Below are 21,930 nucleotides of genomic sequence, written 5' to 3'. Positions count from 1 at the left end.
AGTCAATATGTCTTGATTTAAATTTATTTAAGCTATACAATAAAAAAAGCTTCTATTTTATGAAAGGAGTACACTATAATGGAGAAAAAAATAAAAAAGCCAACACAAAAAAGATCTATTGAAAAATATGAAAAAATTATTGAAGCCGCTTTCAAGCTTTTTAATGAAAAAGGTTATTTTAATACCACTACTACAGATATTGCTAAAGAGGCCAATATTGCCACAGGATCTGTATATACATATTTTAACGATAAAAAGGATATTTATATTGAAATTTCAAATAGAATAAGCAAAAATATATTTGAACCTACTGAAAGTTTTTGGGAAGAAAACAAGAAATTAGACTTTAAAGACATAAAAAATGTAAAAAAGATTTTTAAAATTTTTATTAAAGACATGATGAATCATCACAACTTTTCAAAGCTTTTTCATGATGACATGACAGCTCTAAAACTTTTAGATAAGGATATTGCCTTATTAGATAAAAAAGATTCCAAGGCACGTATAGAACGTACAAGAAACATACTCAATCTGCTCTCCATCCCTTTTAAGAATAAAGATGCTTTTGATATATTTCTTCACTACTGTAATGTTCTAATAGATGATGTTTGTCATCAAGTTCTCTATGATAATTCTATTAAAAATACGGATTTATATATTGAACAGGCGGTAGAAATGCTGTGCACTTTGTTAAAAAATACGGCAGATATTTAAGTAAGGGTACTGCATGAAGTGCAGCACCCTTTAATAAAATAATTTTATTTACAATTAAATTATTCACTTTTTAATGTTTAAATACATAATAAAATACACCCTCAAATTAAAGAAAGTGCCATAATAAGCTATATGTAAATTATAATATTATATTAATTAACTGCCTTTAAGTCTGCAATATCATAGCAATTTGTTCTTGTAACATTTTTCAATGTATGAATATCTTTTTTTATTTCTTCAATACCTTGCTTAGTTTCTGTTTTAAATTCTGTCAAATCAGCAGTTTGCTCATGAACTCCATCAAGTTTTTTCTCAATCCTCTTTTGTCCTTCTTCTAAATTGCTAATTTTGTTTTCCATATTATCAAATCTATCATCGATCATGTTAAACCTGTTATCCATTTTGTCAAGTCTACTTTCCACACTATCGAATCGGCTTTCTAATCTCTTTAATATTTCAAGCATTTCATTTTCCATGAATATCACCTCGCTTTATATAATTTTATCTTACTTCTGATATTATTACAATATTATAATTCATATTTTATTATTCCAACTTTTTAACTATAGTTCACATCAATTATAGATAGACAACCTAAAAATTTAAAATAGCTGATGTTATAATTTTACAAGTAATATTTTGTATGATTTAATCAGTTGACAATGGACAGAGAACAATCGACAGTTAAGGATGATTTACCTTTTGCTTCGCTTAGGTTAATCTTAAAACTTAATAGTGTCAATTGTACTTTGTACTCTGAATGAAATTCCAGTTTATCAAGATAAATTTAGTATTAGTTATTTCAAACTTTCAAGGTGTTCATCTATATTAAAAGAATGATACTGACATGATATTATATGGTCATCAATCATCCCTATCGCCTGCATAAATGAGTAAATTATGAGAGGCCCAACAAATTTAAAGTTTCTCTTCTTCAAATCCTTACTAATTTTCTGTGACAGTTCAGTTTCTGCTGGAACTTCAGCTTCACTTTTCCAATTATTTATAATAGGTTTAAAGTCTACATACTTCCATAAATAATTAGAAAAGCTTCCAAACTCATCTTGTATTTTTAATATTTCTAATGCATTGTTTCTTACTGATTTAAGCTTTAACTTGTTTTTAATTACAGCATATTTCTGTCTTATTTCTTCAAGTTCCTCGTCACTAAGCTTTGAACAATACACAATATCGAAATTATTAAAAGCTTTTTTATACTCCTCCCTTTTAGAAAGCACAGTATTCCAGGATAGCCCCGCCTGAGCTCCCTCCAACGAAAGCATCTCAAATATATATCTATCATCATAACTTGATACACACCATTCTTTATCATGATATTCTTGCATTGTTTGATTTTTTCCAGGCCATGCACAATTATCCATATAATCACTCCAATCATTTCTAAGTAGAATTATTATAACATTTCTATTTAGATAACTAAATGTCCTATTACATTAAATCTTCATATTAACATAAAGGATTATTATATCTCTCTTTACCAGAAGCTCATTTAAATACTATATTAACTCCTTTGTGCAACAGTTTATACGTCTAAAAATCTACACTTTTATTTGAATATCTTTGTCCAATATATTTGTATACTCTTATTCATCTTTAACGATACTTACAATATCAGTTATAGTTAACCAAAAACCTATTACAGCCATTATAACAGCGAATGGAATTCCAATTATATTCAAATTATCCTCCATTCTATTACAGATTATTATTATAAGTCCTATAGAGCCTATAACGCAGCTAATTTCTATAGCTAAAAAAAATAAGTTAAGAAGAACACCAAAAAATCTCTCCATAATTTTCCCCCCTACTTTTATAATATGGAATTTTCTTCTGCTGTAGCATTCCTTTTTGTAAAAGTAATTGGATATATGAAGATATATCATTTATAAATTCTTCTATTTCATTTAAAGCTTTAACTGACACTGGTAAAACCTAATCATAAAATAATTAATAATATTTTAAAAATTTGCTTATAATATAACAAATATCATGATTTAATCACCATTATTATAAGTTTTTTTTAATTAGAAGAGTATTTTGTTGAAATTTAAATAATAAAAGCATTATTGCACCCCTATTCAATATGTATTAGTATATACATATTGAATTTTAATAGTTCAGATGAAGACAGCGGGAGAGTTATGGCTATTGCCATTCACCGAAGAAGTAAATCTTTCAGGTATGTATTTAAATAAATTTATTTAAATAGAGATGACCGCTATTGGATGAACCCTTGGAGAGACTCTTAAAGAGCACCGAAGGAGCAAGCCGCAAAGGTGAAACTCTCAGGTAAAAGGACAGGGACAGATAACATATCTTACAAAAGTAATATATTGCTAAGAGAATGTGAAAAGGATACTCTACATGTTTTACTGTACCGCACATAAAACCTCATGAGTGGCTCGTAAAAAAGAATATCTATATTTTTCACATGACCTATAGGTTACTTCATTTAGATCTTATCTATTCCCATTTGTATCTCCAATCACAAAATACTTATAGTAAAAGGCTTTTAAAGATAAACCACCTTGAAACTTGAAATTTATTTGCACCAAAATGCTGTCTTCTGGACATTATGGTGAACATGAATTTTAATAGTTGAAATGGTTTATCTATATAGATAGAAAACCTTAAAGTTTTAAAATCTATTTGGTAAGTTTTACAAATAATTTATAAATATTAAGAGCAAAGAGTAGAGTGAAGGATGATTATCTTCCTTTCGTCAGATAAATCTAAAATTATATAAAAACAAATGATGTTCAGTTGGCTGAACGAACATAATAAGGTATTATGTTGAAATGGCATCAGCAGCAAGTTTTAGATTTTCTGCAAAAGCAGAAAATCATCCATCACTTTACTCTTTTCTCTCTACTCTATAATTTACCAAAATTAAAATGTTACCAAAAAAATTTTTTCTAAATTTTAACCTTTCAAGTTTTTCATCTATATCAAGTGCCTTTTGACTAAAATGGAGGAATAAAATGGATCAACTAAAATCACAAAATGAAAATTTATCAAGAGGACTAAAAAATCGTCACGTTCAATTACTTGCCATTGGAGGTGCAATTGGTACCGGGTTATTCCTTGGTTCAGGCAGATCCATTCACTTGGCTGGTCCATCTATTTTATTTGCCTATATGATAACAGGTGGAATTTGTTTTTTGGTTATGCGTGCCCTTGGGGAATTACTGCTTTCTAATTTAAACTACCATTCCTTTGTGGACTTTGTGCAGGATTATCTTGGAAACGGAGCAGCATTTATCACTGGATGGACCTACTGGTTCTGCTGGATTTCACTTGCTATGCTGATGTAACTGCCGCTGGACTTTATGTACAATACTGGTTCCCAAATATACCTAGATGGATTCCAAGCCTTGTAGTTCTCGTGATTTTGCTAATTATGAATCTTACCGCAGTAAAGCTATTTGGTGAAATGGAATTCTGGTTTGCCTTAATTAAGGTTGTTGCAATTTTAGCACTAATTATACTTGGTACATTCATGATTATTAAAGGATTTTCTACAAATGCTGGTGTATCTAGCTTTGCAAACCTTTGGAAGCATGGAGGTTTATTTCCAAATGGAGTGAGCGGTTTTATACTTTCCTTTCAAATGGTTGTATTTGCTTTTACTGGAATTGAGTTAGTAGGACTTACAGCTGGTGAAACTGAAAATCCAGAACATGTTATCCCAAGGGCTATTGACAATATTCCAATTAGAATTATTATTTTCTATATCGGAGCACTTGCTGTTATTATGAGCATATACCCATGGAATTCAATCAATCCAGATAAAAGCCCATTTGTGCAGGTATTTGCTGCAGTTGGAATTACAGCAGCAGCAAGTATTGTAAATTTCGTTGTACTAACATCAGCTGCATCCGCTTGTAACAGCGGTATTTTTAGCACGAGCCGTATGGTTTACTCTCTTGCTAAAGAAAATAATGCACCTAGATCAATGAAAAGTTTAACTTCTCATAAAATACCTGCTAATGCCACAATATTTTCTGCAGCTGTTCTTTTAATTGCAGTTGTTTTGAACTATATTATGCCAGAAGGAGTATTTGTACTGATTACAAGCATATCAACATTCTGCTTTATCTTCATTTGGGCAATTATAGTTATCTGCCATATAAGATATCACAAAGCTAACCCTGAGCTTGCTGCTAAAAGCAAATTCAAGCTGCCATTTTACCCAATCGCCAACTATATAATTCTAGCATTTTTTGATTTTGTTATAGTTACATTGGCACTTAATAATGAAACTCGTGTAGCTCTATTTATAACACCTGTATGGTTTATAATGCTCTGGGGAATCTACAAGATACTTAAATCAAAAGCAAAAAATGAAGAAGATGTTAAAACGGATTTAGCATAGAATAACACTAAAAAAGGGGCTGTTGTACTAAATATAAAAAATTGCGAATTAATTAGAGTGAAGGGTTTTAACTTCACTATTAAGATTGCCTCGCAATTTTTTCAGTTGAGCAGCCCCTATCAATAACATACTAGCAAACTTTCGTCTAGTCATAATGATCGATATTCTTTAGGCGAATGATTGGTTATTTTCCTAAAATTGCGATGGAAGGTCCTTAAGTTGTTATAACCACAATTGGCTGCAACTTCATCAATTGACTGATTGGTATTTTTTAGTAAATAACATGCTTGTGAAATTCTATAATGATTTAAATAATCAGTGAAACTCATGTTCATCAACTTAACAAACAGTTTTGATAAATAAGGATAATCGTACTGCAGATGTTTTGCAACGGTTTTTAATGTGCAATCGGCAAAGTAATGTTTTTCTATATAAAGCAGAATTTTATAGAGCACCTTTGTTTGAGATGATTGCTCAATGGGAACAAATAACGTCTGATTTATCAAATCAGCGCAGGCAGCATATAGAAAGCTTTTCTTGCTATATATACAATTCATTTTTTCCAGATCAAACTTTCCATCAAAATGCAGTACATTGTCATCTGGAATAACACCTTTGAACTTCATGAAAAAATCACCGATTAGCTCTGGTGAGAAAAGGATAATCGTAATCTCGGAATAATCAATAGTCTTAAATTCATGCAGCTGATTATTAAAAATAAATACCAAATCATTTTTCTTAATCAGATATTCTTTTTGATCAATAGATACAGATAACTGCCCATCATTGACAAAGATTAGCTCATATGCCCGGTGAAAATGAAGTGGAAAATGATAATTCCTTAATGGAAAAGACCTAAACAATTCTTTTTCACAAACTCCATGCTTTTCAAAAAACACCATAATTTTTTCTCCTAATAAAAAACACAAATATTGTCTTAAAGTATACTACATTTTGAATAGAACTAACAACTCCTATTTCTTATAATAAAAGAAAACGAATTCAAGGAGGATTTAAAATTATGGAATATCATGTAGCAAAAACCGGTTCTGATCAAGGTCAAGGAACTACGCAAGATCCATTTCTAACAATAAATAAAGCGGCTTCTGTTGCTATTGCTGGAGACACAGTTACCGTCCATGAAGGGATATATCGTGAATGGGTAAACCCAAGATACAAAGGATTAAGCAATAAAAGAAGGATTATTTATGAGTCCGCAGAAGGTGAAAAAGTAGTTATCAAAGGCTCAGAGCACATTCAAGATTGGCAGCATATTGAGGGAAATGTATGGAAAGTAGTACTTCCGAATACATTTTTCGGTGACTATAATCCATATGTAAAAGAAGTGTTTGGAGATTGGCTCGTCAAAACTGAAGAAACCAAGCATTTAGGGGATGTCTATCTAAATGGCATGTCTTTTTATGAGGTCAGTCGTTATGAACAACTGCTTAATCCAAGTATCAGAACAGAAATATTGGATAACTGGACACAAAAAATTGTCCCTGTCCACAATCGAGAACAAACGAAATATGTTTGGTTTACAGAAAAGGATGCTGATAATACAACTATTTATGCAAATTTCCAGGGTGCTGATCCAAACAAAGAATTTGTTGAAATAAATGTGCGTAGATCTTGTTTCTATCCTAAAGAAACAGGTATTGATTATATAACTGTAAGAGGCTTTGAAATGGCACATGCAGCAACACCATGGGCGCCTCCGACAGCAGATCAGCCGGGACTAATTGGTGCAAATTGGAGTAAAGGTTGGATTATTGAAAACAATGTCATTCATGATGCAAAATGCAGTGCTATCAGCATTGGTAAAGAGGCCTCCACAGGGAATAACTACCGTTCTATTCGTAAAGATAAGCCTGGATATCAATACCAGTTAGAAGCTGTCTTTTCTGCTGAACGAAATGGTTGGAGCAAGGAAAAAATTGGTTCCCATATTATACGTAACAATACCATCTATGATTGCGGTCAAAATGGGATTGTAGGTCACTTAGGATGTATCTTTAGTGAAATCCATCACAACCATATTTACAATATTGCTCTAAAACGTGAATTCTACGGTTATGAAATTGCAGGAATCAAGCTTCATGCAGCCATAGATGTCCAGATTCATCATAACCGCATTCATGACTGCTCTTTAGGCTTGTGGTCAGATTGGCAGACACAAGGAACAAGGATCAGCAAGAACCTATTCTATAACAATAATCGTGATTTATTTGTGGAAATAAGCCACGGACCATATATTGTAGATCATAATATCTTGGCTTCTGAACACAGCATAGATAATGCATCACAAGGCGGAGCATATATCAACAATCTAATCTGCGGTAAGATGGCTCAATGGAAAGGGTTAGATCGTTCCACACAATATCACCTTCCACATAGTACTAAAATCGCAGGTTTTTCATTTGTTTACGGTGGAGATGATCGTTTCTACAATAATATCTTCATTGGAAAAGATGGTCTAGAGGGTATTGGAACATCTCATTATAAAAATTATACAACGTCATTAAAAGAATACATGGAAAAAGTCAATAAAAAGCCTGGAGATCTTGAAGAATTTGTATTAGTAGAACAACCTGTTTACATTAATAACAACGCATATTTCAATGGAGCAGAGTCATTTGAAAGAGAAAATTATAATCTTGTTGATAAAAGTTTTAACCCAAACTTCCGTATTATTGATAAAGGAGAAGAAGTATATCTTTTCTGTGAATTTCCAGAAAGCTTCGAGAATATTCTCGGCGAAGTTCAATCCACAGCAACATTAACTCGGGTACGTATCGTTGATGCTGAATTTGAAAATCCAGATGGTAGTGCTGTAATCCTAGATAATGATTTTCTAGACGTGCAGAAAGCTTTCAAAAATTCATTAGGACCAATTTCACTTTTGAAAAAAGGTAAAAATTATATTAAAGTTTGGTGATTCACTTATTGAGTACGCTTTAAACAAGGTTTGGCTTCTTAACCTATATTTAACATTTGCATAATTTTCTTTTAATGTATTTCCTATACTATATTCTTTGTAACAAACTTACAATTTTAAGAATTGAGGGGGAACATTAATGAAAAGAACTAATAAACGAAAAAGCCTAGTCTTACTTGGAATTATACCTGCTCTACTGTTGGCATGTCCAAAAAACCTTGTGAAAGCCGCTGACATAGCTAACACACCTTATAATATTAATTTTCAAATTGGAACTAATGCATCTCAAATGCGTTTCAATTGGTTTAGCGTCTATAACAATGGATCTAAATTGCAAATTGCAAAAGCAAACGATGTACAAAATGGTCAATTTCCTTCAAATTCTATAATCGCTGGAACAAGTACTCCCGTAACAGCTACCGCAAGTGTTGAGGATAAGCCTGGAAACCCAAATCAGCCAGCAGTAGACAGTGTAACTGGTAAAAATGAATATACCAATAGAGCTACTGCTACTGGTTTAGCTCCTTCAACAAAATACATTTATCGTGTTGGAGATGGAACAACTTGGAGTGCCAATTACTCTTTCACTACTGGTAATCCAAATAGCGGCTTTAGTTTTGCAGTTTTTGGAGATCCTCAAATTGGTGCGTTTGACAGCAATAAGCACTCATCACTTCCTCATGCTAGCTTAGCAGATGATAAAACCGGTTGGAGTAATACACTTAAAGAAGTTACTTCAAATCACCCTTCTATTAATTTTCTATTTTCACTTGGTGATCAAGTAAATAATTATGACGATCTCTCAAAACAGCAAGATGAATATAAAGCGTTTTTCAATCCTGATTCAACTCAAAACTTTTTTCAGAACTATCCGCTTGTTGCATTTGAAGGCAATCACGATCATCAAATGGGAACTTACTACAATTTTCACTATAATCATCCGAATCTTTCCTCATTAGGGCAAACATCAAACAGCAGCGTTGACAATAATGACGGTGATTACTGGTTCACTTATGGCAATGTGCTCTTTATGGTACTAAATGCTAATGACGCTCTTGATACAGCAGCTCATGATCAATTTATGCAGCAGGCAATTGCAGCTAACCCTAATGTAAAATGGAAAGTTGCAGCATGGCATCAATCTGCTTATAGTGAAGCAAATCACTCTGATAGTTCATCTGCTGATGACCCAATTATGACAGTACGTAAGACTTGGCCTAAACTAATGGACAAATATGGCATTGACATTGTTCTTCAGGGACATGATCATGAATATACTAGAACCTTCCAGATGTATGGTGGCGTTCCTGTTAATACTACAAAAACAAATGCTGTAACAAATCCAAAAGGTACAGTATACTTTACTCTTGATTCTGGTAGTGGAAGTAAATACTATGATTTTAAGAGCACATCAGATCATACTTTCAGCAGCGTATTCTGGCAACAATACGTACCTACTTATTCATATGTTACAATGGACGATTCCAAATTTACTATAAATACTGTACGTACTGACACAGGAGCATCAATTGATAATTACACAATTACTAAAGCCTCTACTTCTTCAGGACAAACAACTACACCTGCAGCAGGAAATACCACTACAAATAGCACTACAAATCAAGTACAGAATCCAAAGACTGGTGATAATAGTTCAAGTAATTTTGCTTTGATTTCTTTAGCTGGATTTTCAGGAATTATTGTTCTTGCAGCCATAGGTACAATTATTTACAGAAAGAAAAGATTAAATTAAAACTTAACTTCGGTTTATTTATAGACACATAAAACAAGTAGCTTCATGTGCTTTAAAGCATATAAAGTTATCTTGTTTTTACTTTATAAAACATGGCCTTATAAAAAATAAATTTGTAGGAGTATTTTATGGATAAAAATAAAATAAACAGTATAATTAGAACAATAGTTTTGCTATTTGCACTGTTCGTATACGTTATATGTGCCTATGCTTTTAGCAAGCATAACTCTTATTATAACATGTATGGTCTAGGAAACGGTGATCACATTTCCTATGAGAAAGCACGTGTTATATCTGTTGATGCACAAAATATTGAGCCTGATAAGCATTATAAGAATCTACTATTAGGTTCGCAGCAGATTACCATTTGTATATTAACTGGCGAATACAAAGGCAAGGAAATGAAAATTGCAAATGGACTGAACTATGATACAAATTATCTACTTAAACCTGGGAACAACATCATCGTGTCAATAAATACTGCAGGAAATTCCAAAAACAAGACCGTCAATATTTTTCTATATGGTCCCTACCGTGAAGTCTGGCTTTACGTTCTTGTTGGTCTATTTGTTATAGCGTTATGTTTAATTGGCGGACGACATGGTTTTAAGTCGGTTATTGGTATAGTTTTTACAATTACAAGTGTTATCTTTATTTTTATTCCACTAATATATAATGGTTTTTCTCCAGTGACAGCATCTTTGCTTATGGCGATATTTACCGCATGTGTTACGCTTTTGCTAACAGCTGGATGGGAAGTAAAGACCTTTCAGCTATTCTCGGAACTGTACTGGGGGTTGTATTTTCTGCACTTATTCTACTTATTTTTCAACGTTTAACCTCACTGTCTGGTTACAATATGCCTGAATATGACTCACTTATGGCTCTCTCTAGTCATACTGGTTTACGTGTTGATGAGCTCCTGTTTTCTGCTATTATTATTTCATCACTAGGTGCTGTAATGGACATTGCAATTTCTATTGCATCATCCGTACAGGAAATCTATATGGTCAACCACAAGTTCAATTCAAAGCTGCTTTTCAAATCTGGAATTAATGTTGGACGCGATATGATGGGAACAATGGCAAATACTCTTATTCTTGCATTTACAGGTACTTCACTCAATATGCTTATTCTTATTTACGCTTATAATATGAACTATTACCAAATTTTTAATTCAAACACTATTGCTATTGAGATTGTACAGGCTATTTCAGGAAGTTTTGCTGTAATTTTTACAGTGCCACTTGTGTCCTTCATTTCGGCAAATTTTTTACCCTTATTTTACAAGGATAAGCTATAAAGGAATGGTTTTATTATGTTTAAGAAGTTATGGAACTTTATAATTACAAAATCAAGTAAACTTAATAATAAAGTTATCTACATTAGCATTGCAGCCTCAATGCTTTTTGTTATTTCGATCATTGGTATTTCAGTACATTATATTAGCAAATTGCATAATATGAATTTAAATAAAAAGCTTGTGCAAAAATATAAGCACCATTCTTCCTCTAATAAAACAAACCACTATCCTTTGGGAATGTTACCTGAATTTTATAAATTATATGATACTAATTCTGATATTAAAGGCTGGATTTCAATTCCTCAAACAGTGATCAACTATCCTGTTGTACAATCCACGAATAATGACTATTATCTTCACAATAATTTCAATAAGGCTGACGATTACTATGGCTGTATTTTTCTTGATTATAGAGATAATGTTAATGCACAATCTCAAAATCTAATAATATATGGGCACAATATGAAGGACGGCCAGATGCTTACTTCTATAGTCAACTATCAGCAAACTGATTTCTATAAAGCCTCATCCCTTATAACCTTCAACACAATATATGGTCATTATTCATGGAAAGTATTTGCTGCATTTGTTGCTAATGCAGATCCAAAAAATGGTTATATCTTCAATTATCTTGTTACAAATTTTCCTTCTAATAGGGCTTTTAACAATTTTATTAAAGAAGTAAGAGCACGTTCTTTAATCAATGTTCCATCAGTGGATGTTGTACCGGGCGATACTCTTTTGACACTCTCAACCTGTTATTACAGTTTCAATGATGCGCGTTTCGTTGTTATGGCTCGCCGAGTTCGCCCTAATGAAAGTACAAATGTAGAACCAGCCACAAGAAATAAAAATGCCCTTTCTTCCACAGAATCCATGCATGATTAATATGTAAAGTAATTTTCCCTCCATTTCACTATATAGTGAAATGGAGGAAAATGAACATTAGCCTCATCCGTTCTTATATTTACAATTTTATCGTTTTTGTCGCCACTTTCTCACAAAATGTACGATCATGCTCAACAAACAAAATTGTTGGTTTGTACTCAATTAATAATTTCTCAATCTGCATACGAGAAATGACATCAATAAAATTCAATGGTTCATCCCAAATATACAAATGTGCCTGCTCACACAAACTTTTTGCAATCAATACTTTTTTCTTCTGTCCTCCGCTAAAATCCTTCATATTCTTTTCAAACTGCTCTCTTGAAAAATCAAGCTTTCTAAGAATCGATTTAAATAAACTTTCATCTATACGTTGTTTATATGCATACTCAGATAAACTGCCATATAAATCTGATGTATCCTGCGAAACATACGAAATGCTTAACTGATTATTTTTCTTCACAATTCCACTATGGGGAATATCTTCTCCGCAAATCAATTTTAATATACTTGATTTTCCAGTACCATTCTTTCCCTGAATAGCAATTCTTTCACCTTGCTCTATGGTAAAATTTAATCCTTCACAAACAATTTTATCATCATAATAAATTGAAACATCTGTAAGTTCCACAAGTTTATTATCATAAAAAGTAAGTGGTGTTATTTTTAATCTTTCATTAGATTCAATATTTTTAAGAAGCTTTGATTTTTCTTCAATCATGTTTTGTTGTCTAGCTTCTATGTTTTTAGCACGCTTCATCATTTTAGCCGCTTTGTGTCCAACATACCCTTTATCTAATTTACTTCCAGAACTAGTAGTTCCATGTTTGCTGCTTTCCACACTATCTGACCATGCAGATGTGCGTTTTGACGAACTGGAAAGCCTTACAATATCCTTTTTCAATTTTTCATTTTCTGCCAATTCAAAACCATCCTGTAATTCCTTGTTACTCCACCAGGAAGAAAAGTTTCCTTTCTGTATTTCAATATTAGTTTTATTAATGGCCAAAATATGATCAACACAATTGTCTAAAAAAAATCTATCATGTGAAATCAGAATAAATCCTTTCTTTTTTTTCAAGTAATTGCTTAGTTTTTTTCTAGCTTCAGCATCCAAATGATTTGTAGGCTCATCAATAAGTAAGAAGGAGTTCTCTTTCAAAAACATAGCAGCCAGCAGTGCTTTAGTCTGTTCTCCTTTAGATAGTGTATAAAACTCTCTATATAAAGCATCATAGTCCATATCTAGCAGCGATAATTCTTTCATTATCTCCCAATCCATTGAATTTGGGCTAATTTCTCTTATGACATCTATGGTGAAATTGCCTTGTTCCTGCACCTCATAAGGAAAATATTCAAAAGTTACATCAGCCGAAATATTTCCATTATATTTGTATTTTCCAAGTAAAAGATTTAGAAAAGTAGTTTTTCCTCTTCCATTTCTTCCGGTAAAACCTAATTTCCAATCGGTATCAATTTGAAAACTTATATTTTCAAAGATATTATCATAACTACCTTCATAAGCAAAGGTTAAATTTACAACATTTATTAAAGACATATTTTTGTCCTCCTCTGTAATTAATAGTTCAATAACAAAGTCGGAACAATAGGCGACTTTGTTATTACTCCATATGAATGTCACCTGCAGTATCCGGCTCTATATGGAGATTATCATGTGTTAGCATAGTATCTTTATTATTCATAATATTATTCATCCTCCTAATTCTCATTATTTATAAAAAATAAGAGCCGAAAGAATTTATTATTCTTACAGCTCATAGATATACGTAGTTAAGCTAATCATTATAGCATAACATAAAAGTATATATTAAGAGAAAAAAAGAATAACTTTCTTGCATAAGCACAATAAAACAAACAGAACAAATCCGTTTATTTACCTATAAAATGTACTTTAAAAATTAGCAAGAAAATTTAATCATTTTTTCACCTCAAATTTCATTTTTTTACATTGTACCACTATACGCTTAAAAAATCAATGACTAATAGTACTCTTTCATTTTTTACGAAACAACAGATTTGTTTCTCCATCCACCTTTACTCTACTCCACAAATTCAAATTTACCAGTATAAGTTTGGCATTTGCAATTTTTATCTTCCAACCGTTTCCTCTATAATCTTATCTAAAATCCCATATCTCTTTTAACAATTTCCATTTTCTCAGTAGAAGTCAATTTTTCTAAAAGCTTAAATGCCACTCCCGGTGCAGTCTCTGGGCAGTAAGAGGTAATAATATTTTCGTCTACAACAATAGGTTCATTTACTACATTCACACCAAATTCTTTAAGTTGTTTTTGACGATACGCATCTTTTAAATGATATGTTGTAGCTTTCCTTCCATTTAATACTCCACTCTTTCCAACAGGAAGTGCAGCTACACATATGGTTGCAATTATTTTTCCCTGTTTATCAAATTCTCGAATAAGCTTTAGGAATTTTTCATCATAGGCTTCTTCATAAAAACCATATTCTTCAAATCCACCTGGGATTGCTAATGCGTCATAATCATTTACATCAATTTCATCAATTGTTTTTTCAACTAACACAGGAATATTGAAGGTACTCATAACTTCCTTTTGAAAACCGCAAGTAATAACGTCAACATCGTATCCATAATCATTTCTGGCCCAACCCATAACATCCACAAAAACGCTAAATTCCATTGTTTCAAAGCCTTTTGCTAAAAAAAGTAATGTTTTCATAGAAACTCTCCTTGCATAATTTATTTTTATCTTACAAAAGTTTACTGTTAATTATTAATTGAAGAATATAATAATTATATAATATTTCATCTGCTAAATCACACTATTTTCTGCAATCCATAATGTCTAAAGTATTGATTTAATCTGAACTTCATATATAATAAATTAGTGTACAATGAACCTTAGAGAGGATGAATAATATTATGGAGAAAAGCAAACTTGAACGTATCAACGAATTAGCAAAAAAAGCTAAAGAAGGTCCCCTTACAGAGGAGGAATTAGCAGAAAGAGATAAATTAAGGAAAGAATATATTGCAAGCTTTAGAGCAAATCTTAAAGCTACATTAGATAATACAGTAGTTGTTGAACCAGACGGAACTAGAAGAAAATTACGAAGTAACAATGCTTCATCGCATTAAAAAAATCCTATAAATCTAAGGTAAAAAAATCGTAAAATCCTAAGATATTTCAATAACTCGCTAAAAAAATGCTCAAACAGATTGAAATATCTAAGTATTTTACAATTTTTTACCAAGATTTATTAGGATTTTTTTAAACTGTTCCTTCAGCATTGTTACTTCGCTCTCACGGTAATACAAGGAAAAAATTCCTCCGTACCTACGGAATTTTAGGCATAATCTTTGTAACCAATTAAATTTACTACATGTACTCCAAAACAGCTCACTCCCGTTCAAAATCGCATTCCATTAAAGGAACTAACTTTGTATTATGTACTTTCTTGTATACAAAATAAAAACATAAAAATAAAGGAATACTTCCATAGTTAGTTATAAAATCAAAAAAGCTGAAGGTTTTAGCTTGAAATATCCATATGTTAGCACCAAATAGAACTACAGTACAAAGTATTGCTGCAAGTATAGGTCCAAATGGATACCATAAAGCTTTATACTTTAAATCTTCAAGCTTCCTGCCTTGTGCAACATAAGCTTTTCTAAATCTATAGTGACAAATTGCTATTCCAAGCCAGGTTATAAAGGTTGTTATTCCCGATAAATTGTAAAGAATAGCATATATCTTGCCATCGCCTATAAGTGATGCAAAAAATGCTGTTGACGCAATAATTGATGTAAAAACAAGCGAATTTATTGGAACACCTCTCTTGTTTACCTTCCCAAGCATTTTGGGTGCTTTTCCCTGTTTAGCCATTGCATATAGCATACGAGATCCTGCATAAAGCCCCGAGTTTCCACAGGAAAGAACAGACGTTAATATAACTGCATTCATTATTGAAGCCGCTGCAGCAATACCAGATCTTTTGAATACAATAGTAAATGGGCTGTACGCTACCTCTGACACACCATTTTTAAGTAAATTAGAATCTGTAAAAGGAATGATAAAACCGATAACAATAATCGCACCTATATAAAAGATAAGTATTCTCCAAAAAACCGAATTTATTGCTTTTGGCACGTCCTCTTCTGGATTTTCAGATTCACCAGCAGCTAAACCAACTACTTCTGTACCTGCAAAAGAAAATCCTGCTGTTAAGAAGCTCATAAGTATAGCCATTCCGCCGCCTACAAATGGTGCTGAATTTCCTTTTCCATCTTTAAGCACCCAATTGCTAAATCCTACAGAATGTCCTCCCATGATTCCAAATATCATAAGTGTACCAATAACAAGAAACACAATAATTGTTACAACCTTTATGCTTGCAAACCAATATTCTCCTTCGCCATATGCCTTAGCAGATAATAAATTCAAACCAAATAAAATAACTAAGAAGGCTATACTCCAAATGGTTGTCCCAGTATTAGGTAGCCAGAACTTAATAACAAGTCCCGCTGCAACTAACTCTGCTGCAACAGTAATTGCCCAGTTAAACCAATAATTCCAACCCAGCGCAAAGCCTAATGCTGGATCAACAAATTTTGATGCATAAGTTTCAAATGACCCAGAGTTTGGTATCATCGTTGCCATCTCTCCAAGGGACGTCATTAAAAAATATACAAGCACTCCCATAATAGCGTACGCTGCAATTGCTCCGCCCGGACCTGCTGTACTAATTGTGTTGCCACTAGTAAAAAATAGCCCTGTTCCAATGGAACCTCCTATAGCAATCATATTCATATGTCGTGTTTGTAAATTTCTTTGTAATTCGCTCTTTTGTTTTTTATCTAAATCCGCCATCATTAAAATTGCCACCTCTTCTGCTTAAGTATATTAAAAAATCAATTTTTTAGCTGCTACGCTAAGATTATCTTTTCTCAATTTTTACATTCTATATGCTGGCATAACGTTGTTGCATTAGTTCGCTAAAGTATCACAGTAATAAGATGCTAAAATATTATAACATAAATAATGCAAAATTTCACTTTCTGCTTCAACAGCTTTTAAAAAATTTAAGTATACTTCAATTTTTTAATGAAATAGAAATTACTTTGTATTAAAAAACAGACCAGCAATAAATTGCAAGTCTGTTATGTATTATTTTCCAGTATTTTGAGCAAATTGTTTCATTATTGATTGAACTTCCTCTACATTTTCAGGTCTTAACAAAGAAACTATTTTAAGAGCAAATTGTGAAATATCCTCCTTTGCAAAAGCACCTTCTGCTTGCTTTCTAAAATTATCTATAAGCAATACTTTTGCTTCTTCTACTTTATCGTCTTGTACTCTTTCTAAAATGAAATTTAAAAATTTTTCCTGTTCTTGGTTCATTTTTTAGACTCCTTTGATTTTATTCAATTACATTATATCATGAAATAAAGCAAGTCTTACAGACTTTTAACAATAAATTTATTTATTACCTCCAAAACATCTCTGCTCCAGAATGCCCCTTCATGTGGTGATCCATCAAGATATACAAGACAATGAATTCTAATAAAAATGCTGCATTCCAAATTGTTGTTCTAATATTAGGTAACCATAACTTAACAACAAATCTAGATGCATAAGTTTCAAATGAGCCAAAATTTTATTATTGGCACTTTCCAAACTCTCGTGAACTATTTCGAAATTCAGTTGGAGTCATACCTCTTTTAGCAGTAAATTGTTTAATAAAATATGTATCATATTCAAAGCCAACAGCATATGCAATTTCATTTAATCTCATACCTGTATGTGTGAGAAGACTCTCTGCAACTTTTAAACGATATGACAATAAGTATCCCATTGCTGTACATCCATATAAATCTTGGAACAATCTATTTAGTGACACGCGATTCAAGTGAGCACATCTTGTTAAATCTTCTAAGCTTATTTTATCAGAATAATTTGTATGCATATATTCTAAAACTAAATTAACAGGTGATTCTCCATTATGAATGCTTAGCTCTTCAAGTAATCCTAATATTTGTATTAGATACTTTTTTATTCTACACACCCAAAGTGAATCACTCTGTGCATATACTTCTGTTCCCATAACAAAGAACCACTCATATAATTTTGGATAAACTTTCTCATTTACAGCATACACACCAGTATGAATATTATTTTTTTTAAAAAGTGAAAGACCCATTTCTATTTTTAGGCTAGTTGACAGATACCCCTGTGCTTCAGAAAAATGAGCAGTATTAAAAAAATCAGGGTGAAAAGAAAATGATTGTGCAGATACATTGTGTTCTTCAAAAACTTGCAGCTTATCCTCCATAGATAAACAAAGAATACTTGGAGCCACAACCTTTCTTGGCTGGTCATTCAATCGTAAATTCATACCCCCACTTGTAATAAAGGTTATAGTAAAACGTTCCTTATAAGGCAAATTTACAAAACCTTCATTTGCAACAAATTCAATATATACATTTCTATTCTTGTAACGATCCATTTGCGGCATAAAAAGTCCTCCATTAACAAATAGTATAGTTAAAAGCTTCATTTATAATATTGTATCATAATTTATTAATGCTAAACTATTATTAATATAGATATACCGCTTCAACTATTGAGATATATTTTTCTATAACTTATATGAAAGGAGAATCATTATGTCAATTGAACGCTTCCATATTAAAGTTTCTGATGAAATACTTGATGATTTAAAATACAAGCTGGAGCATGTTCGCTGGCCTGATCAATTAGAAGGCTTAGGTTGGGAAAGAGGCACTGAAATAAACTATTTAAAGTCTCTCATTTCCTATTGGCGGGAACAATTTGATTGGCGCTCACAAGAAAAAGAGTTAAACCGTTTTTCTCAATTTCGCTGTAATGTTGACGGAATAGATATTCACTTCATACACGAGCGAGGTAAGGGGCCTAATCCTATACCGATTATACTTACTCATGGATGGCCTGACAGTTACATACGCTACCAAAAGATTATTCCTCTTCTTACTGATCCCGCTAATCACGGAGGCAAGCCTGAAGATTCTTTTGATGTAATTGTTCCTTCATTGCCCGGATTTGGATTTTCCAGCAGACCTAAATATAGTGGCGTCAACAACTACCGCATTTCTGAACTTTGGGCAAAACTAATGACTGAAAAACTTGGCTATAATAAATTTGCTGCCGCGGGCGGGGATGTTGGTTCCGGTGTTACAAGATATCTGGCGCTAAAACACCCAGAACTTTTAATTGGAATCCACCTAACAGACATCGGTATCATCAGAGATCTCATGACTTCACAGGACAATACAAAACTTTCAGAAAACGAATTACACTACAAAAAAAAAGTGCCATGGAATGGACGTCCAATGAAGGAGGTTATATGTCTATTCAATCCTCAAAACCCCAAACTCTTGCATACGGACTTTCAGACTCACCAGTAGGTTTGGCTGCTTGGATTATTGAAAAGTTTCGTGCATGGAGCGATTGTAATGGTGAACTGCAGCAAAAATTTAGCAAGGATGAATTACTTACTAATATAATGATTTATTGGGTTACAAATACAATAGGATCATCAGCGCGTATATATTATGAAAACATGCATTCTTTGCCACCAATGGGGCATATAGAAGTGCCCACAGGTATGGCTCTTTTCCCTGCTGATATATTGTTACCTCCCAAAGAATGGGCTGAACATAATCTAAATATAAAGCGCTTTACTACAATGCCTAGGGGTGGACATTTTACTGCCATGGAAGAACCTGAGCTTCTAGCAGAAGAAATCCGTACATTCTTCAGACCCTATAGAACTAAAATAAAAAGCAATATTTAACCTCATCTTGATAAATTAATATATTTGTGGATTTCATTAGTGAAAATGAAGCATAACCTTTGAAATCCACAATTTTTATTTTACTTCTCGAGGCTTGTTAATATTTTATCTTTTGAATACAACAGAATTAAACTTAGCATTAACGCAACTACAAAGAAAACAGTAAAAAATCTAAAGCTAGAATCAATAGAACTAACTAAATTACCACTTATATTTATGCTATTTAAATTTCCTATTCCTATTATTGCTTTAGAAACTGCATCCGCAGGTATACTAACCTCTATAGTTAATATTGCAAAGGTCTGGCTCAGTGCTTTACCAACATTCATAATTGTATACTGCATGCCTGATGCCGAACCACTTTGCTCTTTAGGAACTGCCGATAATACAGTTTTTGACAGTGATGGCCAAGCTAAACTATTGGCTATTGATAACAATATTAATGGTGTAACTATTGTGGGGATAGATAGTTGTGATCCAAGATTTCCAAGCATAAATATGCCTATAATTAAAAATATGATTCCCAAGGAAAGAGTTTTAACAGATCCCATATAATCTACAACTTTACCTGCAAAAGGGCCAAGTATAAGTTGTGGTACAGATAGTGAAATCATTAATACGCCCGACATAGTAGGACTTAAATGTAGTGCACTTTGCAGATATACACTTAACAATAAAGGTAATGAGAAATATGCAATGCAGTAACATAAAGTAATTCCAAGTCCAATAGAATACTTTCTGTATGAGAGCAAATTCAAATTAAATAATGGATTTTCCACATGTAATTCTGTAATTATAAATGTAACACATAATAAAACTGCTCCAATTATACAAATAAAAACAAATGGTACTGTTACAAAAAATATTGAACGCCATCCAAACTGAGTAATTAAAATGCCGCCAACTACAGGTCCTATTATTGCACCAATAACCCATGAGGTAGCATTAATACCCAAAGCTAACCCAAGCTGACTATCAGGAAAGGTCTTTACTATAGTAGGAGTTGCAGTTGCTAGTGCTAAGGCAGCCCAAGTTTTAGGCTATGTTCAATCTAACGTCACTGCAAGAATTCAGCAATTAGAATCTGATTTAAATACTCAATTGTTCTATAGACAACATGGTATGATTTTAACTCCTACTGGTGAAAGGCTGCTCGCTTATGCTGAAAAAATAATTTATTTATTAGATGAAGCTGACAAAGCAATAAAAGATTCTTGTGAGCCATCTGGAACATTGACAATTGGTGCAAGCAATACCATATCATCAATTCGTCTTCCAGAACTTTTAGCCAAATACCATAAATCCTATCCAAAAGTGGATTTATCACTTATAACGAATCAATCTGAAGAACTTATTTATAAAATAAACCACTTCCAATTAGATGGTGCTTTTGTTAAAACACTCTCTATTAATGATGATAACATTGAAAAAGAACTTGTATTTGAAGAGAACTTAGTATTAATTTATCATCCAAAATATAGGGATATAGAAAGTATATACTGCAAGCCCTTTTTAATGAACACCATAGGATGTCCTAATAGAATTCAGCTTGAAGCCTGGCTTAAATCAAAAGGAATTTCTAATATTCGATATATGGAATTTAACGATTTAAATTCTATTATTAAAGGTGTTTTCAACCAGCTAGATGTCTTCATATCAAAATTTCCAAATTTCTGTAACTCCCGAAGAAACAGATAGCCCTACAAGGGCTCCAGCCGGTAGATTTTCTCGTTTATACTCACCTGTAATAATTTCACCATCAGAGGTAATAACACGTGGAGGAGCTAGTTTTTCATATAATTTGTACTCATTTTTTCGTTTACTTATGATGTGGTAATCAAACTTTTTTGTGCATACAACTTTCCGAAGTTCTTCAAAAGTGAGATAGTAAATATCTTCTTTTTCATGAATAGCACCTACTTTCACGAGTTGCTCGGCTTCTTTCATCAGAGCTTGCTTATAAACAAAGTAGCGGCTAACCATCCCGTATTTTGGATATTCACTCTAAAAGTTTACTTGACACTCCTCTTCATTGCAAAATTTAGACTAACGTTTTGTATTTCTTAATAAATATTTATTTCTAAGAGCAGCAATATTATTAG

19 protein-coding genes, 3 pseudogenes and 1 riboswitch are annotated in these 21,930 nt (G+C 32.4%); of the genes and pseudogenes, 11 read left to right on the top strand and 11 right to left on the bottom strand.

What is annotated here, in order from left to right:
• Positions 1–78 precede the first annotated feature (78 nt).
• Positions 79–714, top strand: a complete 636-nt coding sequence (locus tag AGR56_RS05400) for a TetR/AcrR family transcriptional regulator (RefSeq protein WP_053241422.1) — start codon at positions 79–81, stop codon at positions 712–714.
• Between the two features lie 152 nt (positions 715–866).
• Here AGR56_RS05400 and AGR56_RS05395 read toward each other — a convergent pair whose 3' ends face one another.
• The 3 genes from AGR56_RS05395 to AGR56_RS05385 all read right to left on the bottom strand — a co-directional run bounded on the left by AGR56_RS05395 (position 867) and on the right by AGR56_RS05385 (position 2,528).
• On the bottom strand, positions 867–1,190 hold the full coding sequence (locus AGR56_RS05395; protein WP_053241421.1) for a DUF4164 family protein: 324 nt from the start codon (positions 1,188–1,190) through the stop codon (positions 867–869).
• Positions 1,191–1,511: 321 nt separating this feature from the next.
• Complete coding sequence (locus tag AGR56_RS05390; protein WP_053241420.1) at positions 1,512–2,096, bottom strand: DNA-3-methyladenine glycosylase I; 585 nt, start codon at positions 2,094–2,096, stop codon at positions 1,512–1,514.
• Positions 2,097–2,318: 222 nt separating this feature from the next.
• Positions 2,319–2,528, bottom strand: a complete 210-nt coding sequence (locus AGR56_RS05385; RefSeq protein ID WP_053241419.1) for a hypothetical protein — start codon at positions 2,526–2,528, stop codon at positions 2,319–2,321.
• A gap of 430 nt (positions 2,529–2,958) precedes the next feature.
• Positions 2,959–3,046: riboswitch (glycine riboswitch) on the top strand.
• Between the two features lie 670 nt (positions 3,047–3,716).
• On the opposite strand from AGR56_RS05385, the pseudogene AGR56_RS05380 reads away from it, so the two are divergent.
• Positions 3,717–5,110 (top strand): annotated as a pseudogene (locus tag AGR56_RS05380) (amino acid permease).
• 149 nt (positions 5,111–5,259) lie between these two features.
• Here AGR56_RS05380 and AGR56_RS05375 read toward each other — a convergent pair.
• The gene (locus AGR56_RS05375; RefSeq protein ID WP_053241418.1) at positions 5,260–6,012 is read right to left on the bottom strand and encodes an AraC family transcriptional regulator; all 753 of its coding nucleotides are present in this window, start codon (positions 6,010–6,012) and stop codon (positions 5,260–5,262) included.
• Positions 6,013–6,131: 119 nt separating this feature from the next.
• Here AGR56_RS05375 and AGR56_RS05370 point away from each other — a divergent pair, with 119 nt between their 5' ends.
• The 5 genes from AGR56_RS05370 to srtB all read left to right on the top strand — a co-directional run bounded on the left by AGR56_RS05370 (position 6,132) and on the right by srtB (position 11,992).
• Positions 6,132–8,048, top strand: coding sequence for a right-handed parallel beta-helix repeat-containing protein (locus AGR56_RS05370; RefSeq protein ID WP_053241417.1), 1,917 nt, complete (start codon positions 6,132–6,134; stop codon positions 8,046–8,048).
• Positions 8,049–8,187: 139 nt separating this feature from the next.
• Positions 8,188–9,801 carry a fibronectin type III domain-containing protein gene (locus AGR56_RS05365; RefSeq protein WP_053241416.1) on the top strand — a complete coding sequence of 538 codons (1,614 nt, stop codon included), beginning with the start codon at positions 8,188–8,190 and terminating at the stop codon, positions 9,799–9,801.
• A 128-nt stretch (positions 9,802–9,929) separates the two neighbouring features.
• Positions 9,930–10,640, top strand: coding sequence for a YibE/F family protein (locus AGR56_RS05360; RefSeq protein ID WP_053241415.1), 711 nt, complete (start codon positions 9,930–9,932; stop codon positions 10,638–10,640).
• Entirely contained in the window at positions 10,526–11,104 is a 579-nt protein-coding gene (locus AGR56_RS05355) for a YibE/F family protein (RefSeq protein ID WP_084756879.1), read from the top strand. Before AGR56_RS05360 ends, AGR56_RS05355 begins: the two co-directional genes overlap by 115 nt.
• Positions 11,105–11,119: 15 nt before the next feature.
• Positions 11,120–11,992, top strand: a complete 873-nt coding sequence (gene srtB, locus AGR56_RS05350; protein ID WP_053241413.1) for a class B sortase — start codon at positions 11,120–11,122, stop codon at positions 11,990–11,992.
• Positions 11,993–12,071: 79 nt separating this feature from the next.
• On the opposite strand, the gene AGR56_RS05345 is transcribed toward srtB, so the two are convergent.
• Together AGR56_RS05345 and AGR56_RS05340 are read right to left on the bottom strand one after the other, a co-directional pair.
• The gene (locus AGR56_RS05345) at positions 12,072–13,550 is read right to left on the bottom strand and encodes an Lsa family ABC-F type ribosomal protection protein (RefSeq protein WP_053241412.1); all 1,479 of its coding nucleotides are present in this window, start codon (positions 13,548–13,550) and stop codon (positions 12,072–12,074) included.
• A gap of 583 nt (positions 13,551–14,133) precedes the next feature.
• Positions 14,134–14,712: a DJ-1/PfpI family protein gene (locus tag AGR56_RS05340; protein WP_053241411.1), complete on the bottom strand. Its 579-nt coding sequence runs from the start codon at positions 14,710–14,712 to the stop codon at positions 14,134–14,136.
• Between the two features lie 203 nt (positions 14,713–14,915).
• Here AGR56_RS05340 and AGR56_RS05335 point away from each other — a divergent pair, with 203 nt between their 5' ends.
• A complete protein-coding gene (locus tag AGR56_RS05335; RefSeq protein WP_053241410.1) occupies positions 14,916–15,131 on the top strand; it encodes a DUF896 domain-containing protein in 216 nt (71 codons plus the stop codon).
• A 262-nt stretch (positions 15,132–15,393) separates the two neighbouring features.
• Here the strand turns inward: AGR56_RS05335 and AGR56_RS05330 are convergent, their stop codons facing one another.
• The 3 genes from AGR56_RS05330 to AGR56_RS05320 all read right to left on the bottom strand — a co-directional run bounded on the left by AGR56_RS05330 (position 15,394) and on the right by AGR56_RS05320 (position 18,508).
• On the bottom strand, positions 15,394–16,866 hold the full coding sequence (locus AGR56_RS05330) for an amino acid permease (protein WP_053241409.1): 1,473 nt from the start codon (positions 16,864–16,866) through the stop codon (positions 15,394–15,396).
• A gap of 294 nt (positions 16,867–17,160) precedes the next feature.
• Positions 17,161–17,394 carry a hypothetical protein gene (locus tag AGR56_RS05325; RefSeq protein ID WP_053241408.1) on the bottom strand — a complete coding sequence of 78 codons (234 nt, stop codon included), beginning with the start codon at positions 17,392–17,394 and terminating at the stop codon, positions 17,161–17,163.
• A 259-nt stretch (positions 17,395–17,653) separates the two neighbouring features.
• On the bottom strand, positions 17,654–18,508 hold the full coding sequence (locus tag AGR56_RS05320; RefSeq protein WP_053241407.1) for an AraC family transcriptional regulator: 855 nt from the start codon (positions 18,506–18,508) through the stop codon (positions 17,654–17,656).
• Positions 18,509–18,659: 151 nt separating this feature from the next.
• Here AGR56_RS05320 and AGR56_RS05315 point away from each other — a divergent pair, with 151 nt between their 5' ends.
• Positions 18,660–19,439: an epoxide hydrolase family protein gene (locus AGR56_RS05315; RefSeq protein WP_242851323.1), complete on the top strand. Its 780-nt coding sequence runs from the start codon at positions 18,660–18,662 to the stop codon at positions 19,437–19,439.
• Complete coding sequence (locus AGR56_RS21405; RefSeq protein WP_242851322.1) at positions 19,379–19,828, top strand: alpha/beta hydrolase; 450 nt, start codon at positions 19,379–19,381, stop codon at positions 19,826–19,828. The genes AGR56_RS05315 and AGR56_RS21405 overlap by 61 nt, the downstream gene beginning before the upstream one ends.
• 80 nt (positions 19,829–19,908) lie before the next feature.
• On the opposite strand, the gene AGR56_RS05310 is transcribed toward AGR56_RS21405, so the two are convergent.
• Complete coding sequence (locus AGR56_RS05310) at positions 19,909–20,823, bottom strand: MFS transporter (RefSeq protein WP_242851538.1); 915 nt, start codon at positions 20,821–20,823, stop codon at positions 19,909–19,911.
• Between AGR56_RS05310 and AGR56_RS05305 the strand changes: the two are divergent.
• Positions 20,822–21,460, top strand: a pseudogene (locus tag AGR56_RS05305) (LysR family transcriptional regulator); the annotation flags it as partial. The gene AGR56_RS05310 and the pseudogene AGR56_RS05305 overlap by 2 nt on opposite strands.
• A gap of 45 nt (positions 21,461–21,505) precedes the next feature.
• Here the strand turns inward: AGR56_RS05305 and AGR56_RS05300 are convergent.
• Positions 21,506–21,829: pseudogene (locus AGR56_RS05300) on the bottom strand (phosphoenolpyruvate synthase); the annotation flags it as partial.
• Positions 21,830–21,930: the final 101 nt, after the last annotated feature.

The organism is Clostridium sp. DMHC 10 (assembly GCF_001270375.1).
Classification (GTDB): Bacteria; Bacillota; Clostridia; order Clostridiales; family Clostridiaceae; genus Clostridium_S; species Clostridium_S guangxiense.
This window is presented reverse-complemented; position numbering and strand designations above follow the sequence as displayed.